The organism is Zwartia vadi, from assembly GCF_030410375.1.
Taxonomy (GTDB): domain Bacteria; phylum Pseudomonadota; class Gammaproteobacteria; order Burkholderiales; family Burkholderiaceae_B; genus Zwartia; species Zwartia vadi.
Genome location: NZ_JAUHHE010000018.1, coordinates 42,215 through 56,661 on the forward strand (window position 1 = coordinate 42,215; position 14,447 = coordinate 56,661).

The window sequence follows — 14,447 nt, forward strand, 5'->3', positions numbered from 1 at the left end:
ATAATATAACGCGATTGCACAGACAACCGCGGGGCACGTATGCGATTCACAGACAATAAAAGCGAGACTTTGAATCTACGAGTCTCCCCGACTTTCAAGCAGGCCTTGAAGGAGGCGGCAGGCCACGAGCAACGCAGCATGGTGAACATGCTGGAAGTGCTGTTGGGTGACTACTGCGACCGCAAGGGTATCGTGCCCCCTGGCCCAAATGCTACCCCTCCTGCTCACAAGCGGCCGCGTGCTGACCGCAGGGCGCACGAGGGAGCTGCGGCATGACCTTCCGCTACATCGGCTCGAAGTCTCGGCTCATCGATCAGATCACGGCCTACATGGGGCACCCAAAACAGGGTGCCTTCTTTGTGGATGCCTTCTGCGGCACGGGAGTGGTGGCTGAAGCTGCCGCTGACCTCGGCTGGAACGTGCGCATCAACGACAGCTTGCACTCTGCGGTGATTTCCGCAGGAGCACGTCTGATCAGCACTGAGCAAGCGGCATTCAAGAAGCTCGGGGGCTACGCCAAGGCCATCGCCAAGCTCAATGCTGCCAAGCCGAAGCACGGCTTCATGTGGCGCGAGTACAGCCCCGCATCGATGGACATTTGTGGTCTTGAACGGCGCTACTTCACCCAAGAGAACGCAGCGCGTATCGACGCTATGCGTGCATTGATTGGAGAGTGGGTGGAGGCCGGAACCATTGAAGAAATGGAAGAGCGCCTGCTTATTGCAGACCTCTTTGGAGCGCTCAATCGTGTGGCCAACATTGCCGGCACCTTTGGCTGCTTCCTCTCCAAGTGGACCAGCCAATCGCAAGACAAGATTGCGATGCGTTGCCGCGAGCTCAAATCCAGTGGTGTGCGCGTGGAGGCTGCAGTAGGGGATGTGTTTGACGTGCCCAATGCCGCAGAAGACTTGGTGTACCTGGACCCTCCTTACACCAAGCGCCAATACGCAAGTTACTACCACATTCTTGAAACCGTAGCTCTGGGTGATGAGCCTGAGGTTGAGGGCGTTGCAGGGCTGCGTCCTTGGAAAGGCCTTGCTTCGGACTTTTGCTACAAGACCCGAGCGCTCAGAACACTTTCGCGTTTGGTCAGTGGCTTGAAGGCTCAAAAGGTGCTGCTCTCTTACAGCAGTGAAGGGCACATCAGCATGCCAGACATGAAGGCAGAGCTCTCGAAGATTGGCAAGTCCACGATGCACCCGCTAGGGGCTATTGGCCGCTATCGACCAAACAAGGTTGCCAGCAGCACAGCGTCTGACGTGGACGAGTTTTTGGTGGTGGTGGAGCGCTCCATAGCGCAGCTTCCCAAGACCCAACCAAAGGCCGTCAAAGCGACCAAACGCATCCTTGTGGAGAGCTTGCATGAGTGCACCGCGTCCCGTTGAAGCGGAGTACCTGTCCCCAGCAGAAGTAGCCCTCACAAGGGCTGTGGGTGGAGGTCATGGGCCAGCGAGCTTTGAGCTTCGTCTTCAAGTGTTGGAGGCGGTATCAGCGCGCTTTGGTGGGTTCGACCTGGCAGCGTTTCATGAGGCGTTTGGAACTAAAAGCAAGAGCTCTGCAGCAGAGCTTTTGGAGTTTGCTGCACCTGTGGCGAGTGCCATCGAGCGCTCACCGATTCATCCTGCATTGGCGCTGAGTGCCTTGGCACGCGAAGCCCTACATGAACAGGACCGAAAGAGCACGGGCGCGTATCACACAGACTTTCGATTGGCCACGCGGTTGGCACAGCTTGCAGCCCCAAAGCTCACCCACAAGAGCCGGGTGATTGATCCGGCAAGTGGTGCGGGAATTTTGCTTGCAGCACTGACCCATGCGGTGTGTGGCAGGGACCGAGCCAAGACTGCTCATTGGCTGGCTCATGGCGTGTGTGCAGCGGACCTTTCGGCCAATTCACTGCGCGCAGCACTGCTGGCACTGGCCTCCTTTACCGACGATGTATCGGCTCTCAAAGCCATGCGTGCGCGTTGGCACTGTGGCGATAGCTTGATGGCTGATCGCAAGGTCTGGGCTGCGATGGCCCCCGAGGGCTTTGATGCGGTGATCGGCAACCCCCCATGGGAGAAGGTCAAGCTCTCACGGCATGAGTTTTTGAAGTCCTCAGGCACCAAGCGTCACTACGGAGCACAGATTTATGGGCTTGATGAAGAGCGATTTGCCCAGCAGCGCGATGAGGTTTCCAACTATTCTCGGCGCCTCTTGGCGCGCTACCCAGATTTGGGCAATGGTGAGCCAGACCTCTACATCGCTTTCACGGACCTCTTTTTTGAACTTTGCAAAGGGCAGGGGGTTGTGGCTGCGCTGATCCCCGGTGGCCTCATTCGTTCGCAAGGCACTCAGGTCATGCGGAAAAAGATTTTTGGCGCCAGCCAAAGCGTGTCGCTCTCGATCATCGACAACCGTGCTCGGTTCTTTGCCATCGACACGCGTTTTAAATTTCTGGCTGTGGTCCTCACCAAAGCGGGCTCTGAAAAGAGCAAGCGTGAGCCCATCACGCTCTTGCACGAACGGGGCACTCCCACTGGGTTGGAGACGACGGGCACCGCGATCATTGGACGTGCAGCACTTGCGGCAGTTCGGGACGATTTGAGCCTTCCTGAGGTCCGTAGCGTTGCCGAGTGGAAGCTTTTCTCGAAGATCGCTGAAGCCGGTGTGTCTTGGGAAGAGCCGGGCTTTGGCTGGACTCCGAAGTTCTGCCGTGAAGTCGATATGACCAAGGAGCGCCCCAAGTTCCTGAGTCGCGCCACCCCAAGCGCTCTACCGTTGGTGGAAGGGCGCATGGTGCAGGCACATCGCTTTGGTGTGAAAGGCCACGTTTCTGGCACCGGCCGCAGCGCATTGTGGGAAACCTTCCCCATCGGAGGCTCGCGCCTCTCGCCTCAGTTTTGGATTCTCCCTAGCGACATGCCCCGTGCAAACCAGCACCGTGCGGATGTGCTGCGCGTGGGCTTTTGCGATATTGCAGGTCAAACCAATGAGCGCTCGCTCATGGCCTCGTTGATTCCAGCTGGGGTGGTCTGTGGCAACAAAGTACCCACGATCCTATTTCCCGATGACCCCTCGGAAGAGCGGTTGCTGGTGTGGGTGTCCATCGCCAACAGCTTTGCTTTTGACTGGATGCTTCGGCGCGTGCTCACCACCACGGTGAACTACTTCCTGCTGCAAAGCGTGCCCATGCCAAAGCTGGCCAAAGAGGGCTTGCCGTGGAAGAAGCTGGTGAGCGCTGCACGCGAGCTGCGCACACTCGATGGCGCTGGGGCTACCCGTGAAACCTACGAGCGCATGGCGCAGCTTCGGGGGGAAATTGATGCCGAAGTGGCCGTGGCCTACGGGCTCGATTTAAAGGACATGGAACTGGCGCTTCAAGACTTCCCGATTTTGGATCGGGGCCAATTGGGACTGCCGGGAGAGGCTAAGTCCACGATTACCCGAGACACTGTTTTGGCCGCTATGGCAAAACGCACAGGAAGTCGGTCTACAGTTTGGTCACGCCGTGCGGTGGCGGCACGTGCATTGGGGGCAATGGCTTATGTGCCCTCAGAGCTCGCCCTTGGGGGCGAAGAAATCGAAGAAGAAGGAACCCAAAATCATGGCTAACCAGGCAGGGCAAGTGGCCCGCATCTTCTACAAAGAGCTTGTAGAGGGGGATTTGCGAAAGCTTCGAGCGAAGTCCAATGATGCCGACACTGGCGGTGGAGCTCGAGATTTCCGATTCGGCTCCTACAAGACCCTCTTGCCTGTGATTCGCCCAATGTTCCCGCAGACGGTCAAAGAAGCCCGTAAGCGTGGCGGTCAGAACGTGATGATCGACGTGTTCAAAGGGGCGTTCTCTTGGCGCGATGCCCAAGGCAACACACATAGCAAAGACGCGTACTTTGAGCCGCCCACTGATGTGCGCCCTTCGGAAGGGCGTATTGCACGTGTGCATGAGTACCCGTGTTTTGATGCAAGCCACGTGAAGATTGGCGCTGGAAATCGCGTTCTGCTTTTGCTTATCCAACTCGACGATGATTCACTGTGGCCACACTATGCCGAAGAGAAATCGTTGCGTACTCCCAATGCTTGGCATCCCGTGGTGGCCAAAGAGCTTTTGGATTGCTTGGATGCTGCTCGGCCTGTAAATCAAGCAGTCATTGGCTACCGAGACTTCACCAACGAGGGTAGGTACTGCAATGGCAAGTGAAGACTGCAAACAGGTATTAAAGCTGCTCGCGCGTTCGCGCAACGTGCTGGTGTCTGGCGCGCCCGGTACGGGTAAGTCGACGCTTCTGGCTGAGGTTGCACTCGCGTTTGAAACGGCTTTTGGACTTGCTCCAGCAGGTGGAGCGCCAAAGCTCAATCCCGTGGGTGGCATCCCGATCCCACCTGCCGCTGGTGCTGTCAAAGATATTCCTGCGCCCACGAAGATGGACCGCAAAATCTTTCGCACAGTCTTCCACCAAAACTCCAAGTACCGCGATTTCGTGTCGGGTATCACTCCGGCAGTCAACAAGGCAGCGGGAGACCCAGACTTCTCCATCGTGAAGGGCACGCTGTACCGTGCCAGTGAGCATGCGAAGGGCGCAAATGGCGCAGCCCTCTTGATCATCGATGAGATCAACCGAGGGCCAGCAGTGCAGGTCTTTGGTGGTGCCATTGTGGCCATTGAGTCCGACAAACGTCTGGCCTCTGATGGGTCCAAGCGCGCCGAAACGCAGTTCTTTGAAATGCTCGATCCTGCCTCTGGCGAAGTGATTGAGTACGCGTTGCCCCATGACCTCTACATCCTGGCGGCGATGAACCAAGCGGATGCGTCGGTGGAGCCTTTGGATGTGGCGTTCTTGCGCCGTTGGGAGCCTCTGCGTTTGGAGCCCGATGAAGCAGCGCTGCGAGCCTTTTATGGGCTTGGCGCCAAGGGCGCTAATCCACTGCCTGATGTGCCGGCCAACGTGGGTGATGCCTTGGAGGCGTCGGTTCGTGCATGGGTGGCAGTTAATGCCCAAATTGCTTTGGGGCGTGGCCCCGAGTTCCAGATCGGGCATGGCGTGTTGATGTCGGATGTGAAGCCCCAAACGCTGGCACTTCCTGAGGCTCTTGGCACCCTGTGCGTGGGTTGGGCTAAGGTGCGAGCGCACGTGGAAGAAGTTTTCTTCGGGGACACCCGTGGCATTGCTGCTACCCTCAATGCACTTGATGGCCCAGCTTTCAATCCGTTCAAGCTCACCGAGACGACCTTTGCCGATGACCTGCGGTTTCGTCTTGAAGGCCCCACGAATTTTGCTGAGGGCGACATTTACGTAGCACTGCGGGCATTTGCCAATCCTCGGGGGTAGCGCGTGGTGCACACCCGAACACGGCTGTCCCTTGTTGAGTACGGTGTACCCGTAGACCTGAGCCGTCAGATTGTTGACGCCATTGGGGTAGATCTCACGAAGGCCAACAGCCTGTTGATGGAGGCTGGGAGTCGTGTTGCATCGAGCCTCCGGCTCAACTACAACCCCATCAGTGTGGATGCCAAGGGCACACGGGCCATCGACTTTGCGGGCCTCATTCGCATGGCGCCTTCACTGGAATTGGAAGTCGCGCCCAAGTTCTTGGGACTCGATGACGCCGATGCTGCGTGGCGCGAGGACTTCTTTTTTCTCTCCACGCTTTCAAGGCATGGGCGCCTATTGGCCTCTGAACGACTCTCGGCCTCAGGAGGCACACCACGGGACCTTTCCACGTTGGTGGCGCGTTCCATCACGAGCATGTACGAGGCACGAAAGCGGCGCCCACTGCGCAGCTACCGCAGAGTACGCGAGGCAGACTTTTTCATTGATGGGGACCCCGACCCGGTGGACCTCATCTTTCCGTCTCCCGATGGCTTTGAGCAAGAGCTCATCAGCTTTGATCGGAAGAACGGTTGGAACGGGGACATCGTGGCTGCGGCCAAGGAGCTACTGCCTGAGGTGAGCGACCCGTCGGCTGCAAGTTCCTTGGTGCGCTTGATCGAAGACCTCTCGCCCCAAAACACCCCTGCCAATCGTCGCAAACCCATTCCTGCACGACACAGAGCGTGGAGGCCACTGCATGATCTCTCCATTGATGTGCTTGGAGGCTTGGGCCTCAACTACAAGCAGGGCCAGGCGCATGCACCGGGCTACTTGGTTGATACGTGGCGAGTGTGGGAAGACCTGTTGACGGTTGCTGCTCGATTGGGCTTTGGTCGCAATGCAGTAGTGCCTCAACGAGGCTTCCCCTTGGGAACCAAGACCAAGATCAGCACGGGTGCTGTGAGCAAGCTTTCGGTGTATCCAGACTGCGTAATTGAGCCCGAAGGCACACGCCCAAGGATGCTGCTGGATGCCAAGTACAAGGGCCACGTGGAGAAGGGGCAGCTTCGCATCAGTGAGGCAGACATCTACGAGGCCTTGGCATTCTCGAAAGCTACCGAATGCAACTTGGTGGCGCTAGCCTATCCTGCGCAGCCAGGAGACTATCCACAATCTGTGGGCACCTGCACGGTCTTTGAAAGGATTCAAGTGGACGCTGTGCAGATCTTGGGGCTCCAGATCGAGTGCCGTGGCGTGTCAAAAGTCGGTGGATTGCGGGCGTTCTCGTCGAATTTCAGCGCCGGTCTTCGGTCTTGCCATCCCGAGCAGTATTAAATTTTTGACTGGTATTTTTCATGGTGTCAGTAAATAATTAAACTGTAAGTTGTTGATTTTAAAATTAACTTGGACTACATCCTGCAGCTGATCTTCGATCATAACAAGAAGTCCAAGACCAAAGCAGATTTGGTCGATGAAGTGCATCGCGTGATTCGCGCTAGTCTGGGCAACCGCGCCAAAGAGAGCTTGCTCGTGGATTTCATCAATCAGACCGATCTGGACCAGATTGGTGATAAAGCCGGTGTGATTGAAGCCTTCTTCACCTTTGCCCAAGCGGAACAGCAGCGTGAGGCGCAGGAACCGATCAGCGCCGAGAATCTGAATGCCGAGGCAACACGGCGTTATATCACCACCTCGCTCAAGCGGGAGTTTGCCAGTGACAGCGGTACCGAGCTCAATGCCGTCTTGCCCAAAATGAGCCCGTTGAACCCGCAGTAACTGACCAAAAAGCAGAGCATGTTTCAGAAAATCGCCGCTTTTGTGGAGAAGCTCAAGGGCGTGGGTGGGCAGGTCTGAAGGATAAGTATGAACAAATCAGCCACCATCAAACTGTTCCCTCCTTTCGGAAACGCTCAAGGCATCCGCACGGCAGAGATCTCTAACTGGTCTGGAAAGGCCGTCGCGGCGCCTAGATCTGAGCCCAAGCACTTAATGTCACGCGAGGATATCAAAACCCCCGGTGTGTATTTTCTGATTGGCGATGATGAAGAGTCTGGCGTTTCGCTACTTTACATCGGCGAAGCTGAATCGGTGACCTACCGACTGAAGCAGCACCTGTCGAAAGAGTTTTGGAGTTCGGTCATTGCCGTATTCAGCAAAGGCGAAAACTTGACCAAGGCACATATGAGCTACTTGTAAGGCTGGTTGATCGAAATTGCTCAGGATGTGGGTAAGTGCAAGTTGGTCAATGGCAATGGTGGCGGCTCCAAGCTGCCGGAATCGGATCTGCACAACATGGAGGTCTTTCTGTCGCGGGTGGCCCAGCTGTTGCCGGTTTTGAGGTGTAATTTCTTGACGCCTACGATTGTAGCGGCATCAACGATTGATCTGCACAACGCCCTCTATTGTGCACGTAAGGGTGCAAAGGCGACTGGGGTCAGATCAGCCAACGGCTTTACGGTGTTCAAAGAGTCCAGCGTCGTTAAGGATTATCAAAAAGCTACCTACAACAGTGGTAAGTAGATCATCAGGCTACGCGACAAGTTGTGCCAAGCTGGGAGTCTAGTATTGCAGGGTAACTTTTATGTGTTTGCCCAGGATGTTGAATTCTCCAGCCCTAGTGCTGCTGCGGCTATTGTGATGGGTGGCAGTGCCCAGGGTCCAGCAGTTTGGAAAGACGTCGACGGGAAATCACTCAAAGATATCGAGGCCAGTTCCGAATTGGCGTCAGTGTCCGAACAGGGGCTGAGGTAACTATGTGCTCAATTCCACCCAGAAATGAAGTTTCTGCGGGCCGTTCGTCCTCGGCCAAGTGCTCTGAAATATTTTGTCGATATTGAGCACAACTTCGCATTGTTAGATTCCGTTGGCAGGTTGGCATGTTCTCTCAGGAAAAATACTGAGGAACTTTTATGTTGCAGTGTGTCAAAACTATTAGCTCCGGAGCAAAACAGCAACAACATTAAGGAGTTTGTAATGGAATTCTTCGCCATTGAAGATCACCTGGTCAACTGCTATACCCGCAGCCAGGCGATGGCGGACGGGATGCTTGTCGATATCAGCGAGGCTACCGTCAAAGCAGGTTTCAAGGCACCAGTGGCCATGACCAGAACTGCCTGGTCCGATTGTGTTGAGTGGTCAAAAGCCACGGCCGATCGTAAAGCGACATTCCAAGACGAAAAGGATCGGCTACGGGCCGTGGTGTATGTGGCCATGCTCGCTGCTCGAAACTGTGAGGGCATGTCACGCACGGTGTTTGATCTTTACCGTGTGCCAGTGACCGGCAAAAGCCTAAAGCCGCGTCGTAGATCACTGGTCATGCAAATCGGTCCGGGTGATACCGGCGAGCCCGTCATCACAATCTCGCTGCCCGGCGAATGCTAGCGTAGCAGGGCTCAAAACCCGGTTGGTCTACCACTGATCGCCGGGTTTTGATGTTTGGATATTTGTGCATCATGATCATTGCCACGTTTTTGAATGGCATCATGCTGCTTCATGAGTAGCGGCCCTTCTCCATGTTGAATATTTGAGAACTTCCGATGTGACTTGTTCATGACACCAAGTGCTGCTTGCATTGTGTTGTCTGAGCTTGATCGTAATTGAACTTATCCTGAGCGTCTCCGCTATGCGGACTGGGCTGTGTCAGGTTCGCTGTTCGCTCATCCCTGACGGGACCGGCTATTTGCCGGCCTTTTCCATCCCTGACGCCTTCGGCCCGGCACAGTGATCCGGGCCTGCGCGCTTTGCTTGCGTGCAGTCGACAGCTTTGGGTCGCGGCAGTTGCCATTGTCTTTCCCGATCTCATCACCTATTCCCCGACTGTAGCCCGTGGCCGTGGGCCATCAAGGCGCATCAGGCCGTGTCCTCGGCAAGCCTGCGGGCCGCACCTACCTGCTGCTTATCTCCTTGACGGTCCACGTTCGTGGGCTCCTGACCGTCGCGGGCGATGAACTCAGGAAAGACGGTGGCAACCAAGCCAGCCGGGTTCCTCGTGCCAACTGCACAGAACCGCCGAAAGGACGGGCTCCGAATCTTGGAATCCGGTGTGCAGTGAACAGATAAACCATTTACGACAGGAGAGTAAAAAATGTTGGCATCACGCTTCGCTTCGCGTTCCCCAGTACTTCGCAGTGCATCACCTTTGACCGATGATCAAATCCGTGCGGTGGTCCCGTCAATCTTTGCTGACGCACCACATGAAAGCCGTTCGCATCGATACAGTTACATCCCGACCGTGGCTGTGTTGGATGAGTTGCGCAAGGAAGGTTTTCAGCCCTTTATGGTTACCCAGACCCGGGTACGAAATGAAGACCGGCGCGATTTCACTAAACATATGATCCGCTTGCGCCATGCTGGCCAGATCAATGATCGCGGCGAGGCCAACGAGATTATTTTGCTTAATTCGCATGACGGCACCAGCAGTTACCAGATGCTGGCAGGCATGTTTCGATTTGTATGCAGTAATGGGCTTGTTTGCGGTGAAACGGTGGCCGATGTCAGAGTGCCTCACAAGGGGGACGTGACTGCTCAGGTAGTCGAAGGCGCATACAGGGTTTTGAGTGGCTTTGACAATGCGAGGGAATCTCGCGAACTGATGCAGGAAATCACCCTGGACGATGGCGAGGCGGAAGTGTTCGCGCGTGCGGCGCTGTCACTGAAATATGACGATCCACAAAAGCCAGCACCCGTTACAGAAAACCAGATTCTGTTATCGAGGCGTGCCGAAGACACCAAGCCAGACCTCTGGAGCGTCTTTAACCGTACACAGGAAAACCTGACCAAGGGTGGTTTGTCAGGTCGTACCGCTAATGGCAGTCGTCAAAAGACACGGCCAGTACTAGGCATCGATCAAAACATCAAACTCAATCGGGCTTTGTGGTTACTAGCTGATGGCATGCGGCAATTAAAAACTGGGTAATACGTGTGAGGGGGTAACCCCTCTTTTTTATGGGTGGTGCAATCAAGTGTTGCCCGGCTATGCCGGGCCCCAGGATCCAGACCTTGCAGTCACTAGTGTGCCTGCTGACGCCTTGTCGGTCTGAAACGTAAACCGTGTTTAATCCCTTAAAGGCGTCACACATGACGCACCCCGGTGGGGTTGAGATAGCCTAGGTAGGGCGAGGATCTGACGATTTGTTGATGCAGATGTTTGTGGCCTCAGCAAATCTGAGGTATGGTTTACCTTGATGATTTGTTTAGCCTTTCCTGTGGCTCAGTTGTGGTTTGCAGTGTAAGCAAGTTATCCGAGCTAGTCCGGGCGCGAGTGCGAGGGGACGATTCTGACCTGGGTTGGGCATCAGTTGGATACTCTGTTGGTGCACTTGAAGACTTTCTCGTCACGGCTTGAGGATCCGCTGATTAACGAATGGATAAGTATTGAGGATGTAGCTGCCTCTGGACTGACGACCAGAGCGAAGTTTCTTTCCAAAGCGCACTGTTGAAGGTCTGATAACAGCCAAGAGCTGTCAGTGAGCACAAATGCCATAAGCGATGCTCGGCTCTGCGCATCGGTCTAGAATAAGCCAGAATGCGGGCCAATAGCAGCCCGCTCGACAAAGCGAGGGAGGCGAGCATGATAGGCGCAATCGGGCGATCGGAGGGCCAAGCATGAGCCTTGATCGCATCAAGTTGCTTCGAAACGTGGGGCAATTCGATTCCGTAAGTGAAGGGGCGCAGTTCCCGCTGACTCGCTTGGTACTGATCTATGCCGAGAACGGCCGCGGCAAGACGACGCTCTCCTCCATTCTGAGATCAGCGGGCACTGGTAACCCTCATCTCGTCACCGAGCGCCATCGCCTCGGGGCGCAGCAGCCTCCTCACTTGGTCTTGACCCCGAGGGCGGGTCCGCCAGTGGTTTTCCAGAATGCCGTCTGGTCAAGTACGCTGCCCGGCATCGCCGTCTTCGATGATCACTTTGTCGCTCAGAACGTGTGCGCAGGCATTGAGATCGGCACGTCACACCGGCAGAACCTGCACGAACTGATCCTCGGCGAGCAGGGTGTTGCGCTGAATGCCGCTCTAAAAGGCCATGTGGCTAGTATCGAGGATCACAACCGGACTTTACGAGCACTCGGCGACGCGATACCGGTGGAGGCACGCGGCAATATGGCGGTCGATGCGTTTTGCGCTTTGCCTGCGCTAGCCGACATCGACGTCACTATCCAGGATGGCGAGCGAGACTTGGCTGCGGCAAGGTCGGCCGATGCGGTACGGCAGGCTGCGACGTTTATCGCACTCAACCTGCCCAGCTTCGACATCCAGGCTATCAACGCGCTTCTAGCCCGGACGCTGCCTGATCTTGAGGCGGAAGCTGCCCACAGAGTCCAGGCCCATCTAGTCAAGCTCGGTGGAGCAGGCGCCACGTGGGTCAGTGATGGCATGCAGAGTATCGCTGCCGCTTCCACTGGCATGGATCACGAAATCTGCCCCTTCTGTGCTCAAGATTTAGCTAACTCGCCCCTATTGCGCCACTACCGTGCTTACTTCAGCGAGGCCTACGATCAATTGAAGCGCGACGTGGAGCAGCAGGTCCGAGAGCTGAACGATACTCACGGCGCGCCTGCTGCGCTCACCTTTGAAAGATCACTACGAGAAGCGGAACAGCGTCGCAACTTTTGGGGCGCCTTCGTGCAGGTGCCCGAGATCACTGTCGACATCACGGTGCTTACGCGCGCATGGGGAGAAGCGCGGGAAGCAATAGCAGAAGTGCTCACCGCAAAGCAGGCCGCTCCATTGGAAGGCAGCATCCTGCCTGAGGCTGCAATGGCCGCTATCGCGAACTACGAGGCGGTCAAGGTGGCCGTCACTGCCTGTTCCGAGTCCTTGACGGCCAGCAATGGCCAGATCGCACTCGTCAAGGAGCGCGCAGCCGAGGCCAATGTCGTTGATCTGACAGCCGATCTAACGCGGCTGAAAATCACACGTGCGCGCTACTCCGAAAACGTCGCTCCGCAATGTGCGGCGTACGAAGAAGAAAAGGCAGCGAAGACCAGAACAGAAAACTTGAGAGATCAAGCGCGCATCGCCTTGGACAACTACCGGCAGAATATCTTTCCGGCTTATCAAATAGTGCTCAACGACTACCTCGGACGTTTTAACGCCGGGTTTCGCCTTGACCAAGTCGATTCAGTCAATACGCGAGGGGGATCAGCCTGCTCGTATAACGTATTGATCAATAATGCAGTGGTGCCCCACACGGCCGATGCAGGTCCTTCGTTCCGCAACACACTCAGCGCTGGGGATCGCAATGCACTTGCGTTGGCGTTCTTCTTCGCATCATTGGAGCAAGACCAGCAGCTCGCTCAGAAGATAGTGGTCATCGACGACCCCATGACAAGCCTCGACGAGCACCGTTCGTTGACTACCGTGCAGGAGATTCGCCGCATGCTTCCTCGAGTTGCCCAGGTGATTGTGCTTTCGCACTCAAAGCCTTTTTTATGTAACCTGTGGGAGGGCGCGAACACATCGGACCGCTCCGCCATCAGGCTGATTCGCGCAGCAGCGGGCTCGACATTCGCCGCATGGGATGTCCGTCAGGACTGCATCACGGAGCATGATCGGCGTCACGAGCTCGTGACCGGATATCTGCAAGCCGCCAATCCGGCAGTCGAACGACAGGTCGCTGCAGCCTTGCGTCCCATTCTTGAGGCATTCGCACGCGTTGCCTACCCCAATACCTTCCAGCCAGGTGGACTTCTCGGACCGTTCATCGGCATCTGCGAGCAACGGGTGAACACCCCGGGCCAGATCCTAAGTGAGGCCGACATCGTGGAGCTTCGGGCGCTGCTGGACTACTCCAACCAGTTCCACCACGACAGCAACCCCGCGTGGGCAATCCAGGTCATCAATGACCAGGCGCTCGTCAACTTCGCGCAGCGCACCTTGGCTTTTACCAGGCGGTAGGCTCAGAACAACGTCTGTTCGAGAGTGGCAGTGTTCGCCCCTATTTGTTGCTCTCGACCTCTTGAGTGTCGGCATTGGGTCGATAACCGACGGCTGGCAAAGGCTAAGATCGAAAATTAGCTAAGTCGATTCTAATACCCGGCAAAAACTGGGATTGCAATCGCTAGACTAAATCCAACCGTAGCACCACATTCCTGTGCCGAGCTGACCAACAATGCGTTCGAGGTCATCTTGCATCTTCACGCCAAAATTGCCGGTGACTATGAATTGTTGCTGCGATTTCTCGGCGGACGTACTTCACGCCAGTGCCGTTGGTGAACACAGAACCTGGCGATCGCCACCGAACGATAGCTGGCCAAAGCGTCGGTGTGTAGTGCAGAGCCTGAGGGTGGATAAGAGTATCGTCTCCGGCGGAAAGAGCCTCCTCCAGCGTAACAGCACGGTAGCGTGTGTACTCGCCTTCAGCTCTGTCACGGATCGCAACGTGAAACCTATGACGCGCGGGCAAGCGCATTGTCGCGACAATATCGTACTGGGTGAAAAGTTCCGAAGAATGTGCTGCATCATGTAAATAGACGTTGGCGAAGCAGTTGAGGAGTTGATGCTGATTGAAGGCTCGAACGTCGTTCTCTCTCTTTGTTTCCGCCCACCCCTGATTATGTTCGATACTGTATACGTCACTGTCATATGCAACACAGAGTATCTTCGGAGTAAGCGGCAGAAGCGCTAAGGCACCTGACGATTGCATGCCAAATGATTGGCCTGTAGCTCTCCTGTCCTCCAAATACCATCGGTTCGTTAAGACTGCCGGGTCGTCTGAAGTGACGAATGGCAGGTTGGTTCGATTGCGCACTAGGCAAATCTTCAGTCCGTCGATAGCCTCCATCTCGTCGGCAAAGACTCGCATAGCGGTTTGAACTGCTTGGCTGAAGTCGAGTGTGAAAGCTTCCGAGCTTATCTGAGCTAGATTTTGAAGCTCTGCTGCCATCACTACCGAGCGACGCGATGCAGCCTCAGTCCGGAGATGCTGAAATAGCCAAAACCTACGGAGCAACGTCTTGTGATCTTCTTGAAACGAATAACCTGGGGTACGAATTGAACGAATCGCTGCACCGTACGCACTTTCCAATGTAAGCGTCTGGCGAACACATGTTGCCCCTGAGTCGGGGTTAAGTGAACATGTCTCCACTAAAAACAAGTGGAGAAGTGTTCACGATGGATCAGGCAGCCCCAATCCGATTGCGTACAAGACAACGC

At 55.8% G+C, this 14,447-nt stretch carries 15 protein-coding genes; 13 read left to right on the forward strand and 2 right to left on the reverse strand.

The features are described 5' to 3' along the window. The first annotated feature begins 39 nt into the window (after nucleotides 1-39). The 11 genes from QWY27_RS13955 to QWY27_RS14005 all read left to right on the forward strand — a co-directional run bounded on the left by QWY27_RS13955 (nucleotide 40) and on the right by QWY27_RS14005 (nucleotide 8,672). A complete protein-coding gene (locus QWY27_RS13955) occupies nucleotides 40-276 on the forward strand; it encodes a hypothetical protein (protein WP_290199031.1) in 237 nt (78 codons plus the stop codon). Further along, on the forward strand, nucleotides 273-1,385 hold the full coding sequence (locus tag QWY27_RS13960) for a DNA adenine methylase (protein ID WP_290199032.1): 1,113 nt from the start codon (nucleotides 273-275) through the stop codon (nucleotides 1,383-1,385). The genes QWY27_RS13955 and QWY27_RS13960 overlap by 4 nt, the downstream gene beginning before the upstream one ends. After that, the gene (locus tag QWY27_RS13965; RefSeq protein WP_290199033.1) at nucleotides 1,363-3,594 is read left to right on the forward strand and encodes an Eco57I restriction-modification methylase domain-containing protein; all 2,232 of its coding nucleotides are present in this window, start codon (nucleotides 1,363-1,365) and stop codon (nucleotides 3,592-3,594) included. Before QWY27_RS13960 ends, QWY27_RS13965 begins: the two co-directional genes overlap by 23 nt. Beyond that, nucleotides 3,587-4,180, forward strand: coding sequence for a hypothetical protein (locus QWY27_RS13970; RefSeq protein WP_290199034.1), 594 nt, complete (start codon nucleotides 3,587-3,589; stop codon nucleotides 4,178-4,180). Before QWY27_RS13965 ends, QWY27_RS13970 begins: the two co-directional genes overlap by 8 nt. Beyond that, complete coding sequence (locus tag QWY27_RS13975; RefSeq protein WP_290199036.1) at nucleotides 4,170-5,309, forward strand: AAA family ATPase; 1,140 nt, start codon at nucleotides 4,170-4,172, stop codon at nucleotides 5,307-5,309. The genes QWY27_RS13970 and QWY27_RS13975 overlap by 11 nt, the downstream gene beginning before the upstream one ends. 3 nt (nucleotides 5,310-5,312) lie before the next feature. Beyond that, nucleotides 5,313-6,626, forward strand: a complete 1,314-nt coding sequence (locus QWY27_RS13980; RefSeq protein WP_290199037.1) for a 5-methylcytosine restriction system specificity protein McrC — start codon at nucleotides 5,313-5,315, stop codon at nucleotides 6,624-6,626. Nucleotides 6,627-6,695: 69 nt separating this feature from the next. Beyond that, a complete protein-coding gene (locus QWY27_RS13985; protein WP_290199038.1) occupies nucleotides 6,696-7,067 on the forward strand; it encodes a type I restriction endonuclease subunit R, EcoR124 family in 372 nt (123 codons plus the stop codon). 87 nt (nucleotides 7,068-7,154) lie between these two features. After that, entirely contained in the window at nucleotides 7,155-7,487 is a 333-nt protein-coding gene (locus QWY27_RS13990; protein WP_290199039.1) for a GIY-YIG nuclease family protein, read from the forward strand. A gap of 6 nt (nucleotides 7,488-7,493) precedes the next feature. Continuing rightward, on the forward strand, nucleotides 7,494-7,811 hold the full coding sequence (locus QWY27_RS13995; RefSeq protein WP_290199040.1) for a hypothetical protein: 318 nt from the start codon (nucleotides 7,494-7,496) through the stop codon (nucleotides 7,809-7,811). Between the two features lie 3 nt (nucleotides 7,812-7,814). Beyond that, on the forward strand, nucleotides 7,815-8,042 hold the full coding sequence (locus QWY27_RS14000; RefSeq protein ID WP_494338399.1) for a DUF4357 domain-containing protein: 228 nt from the start codon (nucleotides 7,815-7,817) through the stop codon (nucleotides 8,040-8,042). A gap of 222 nt (nucleotides 8,043-8,264) precedes the next feature. Continuing rightward, nucleotides 8,265-8,672: a DUF6573 family protein gene (locus QWY27_RS14005; RefSeq protein ID WP_290199042.1), complete on the forward strand. Its 408-nt coding sequence runs from the start codon at nucleotides 8,265-8,267 to the stop codon at nucleotides 8,670-8,672. 166 nt (nucleotides 8,673-8,838) lie between these two features. Here the strand turns inward: QWY27_RS14005 and QWY27_RS14010 are convergent, their stop codons facing one another. Then, on the reverse strand, nucleotides 8,839-9,075 hold the full coding sequence (locus QWY27_RS14010) for a hypothetical protein (RefSeq protein WP_290199043.1): 237 nt from the start codon (nucleotides 9,073-9,075) through the stop codon (nucleotides 8,839-8,841). Between the two features lie 300 nt (nucleotides 9,076-9,375). Here QWY27_RS14010 and QWY27_RS14015 point away from each other — a divergent pair, with 300 nt between their 5' ends. Beyond that, on the forward strand, nucleotides 9,376-10,206 hold the full coding sequence (locus QWY27_RS14015) for a DUF932 domain-containing protein (protein ID WP_290199044.1): 831 nt from the start codon (nucleotides 9,376-9,378) through the stop codon (nucleotides 10,204-10,206). 689 nt (nucleotides 10,207-10,895) lie between these two features. Beyond that, nucleotides 10,896-13,190 carry an AAA family ATPase gene (locus QWY27_RS14020; RefSeq protein WP_290199045.1) on the forward strand — a complete coding sequence of 765 codons (2,295 nt, stop codon included), beginning with the start codon at nucleotides 10,896-10,898 and terminating at the stop codon, nucleotides 13,188-13,190. Between the two features lie 226 nt (nucleotides 13,191-13,416). Here the strand turns inward: QWY27_RS14020 and QWY27_RS14025 are convergent, their stop codons facing one another. Next, nucleotides 13,417-14,379 (reverse strand): DUF4238 domain-containing protein, encoded by a 963-nt coding sequence (locus QWY27_RS14025; RefSeq protein WP_290199046.1) that lies wholly within the window; start codon nucleotides 14,377-14,379, stop codon nucleotides 13,417-13,419. Between the last annotated feature and the right edge of the window lie 68 nt (nucleotides 14,380-14,447).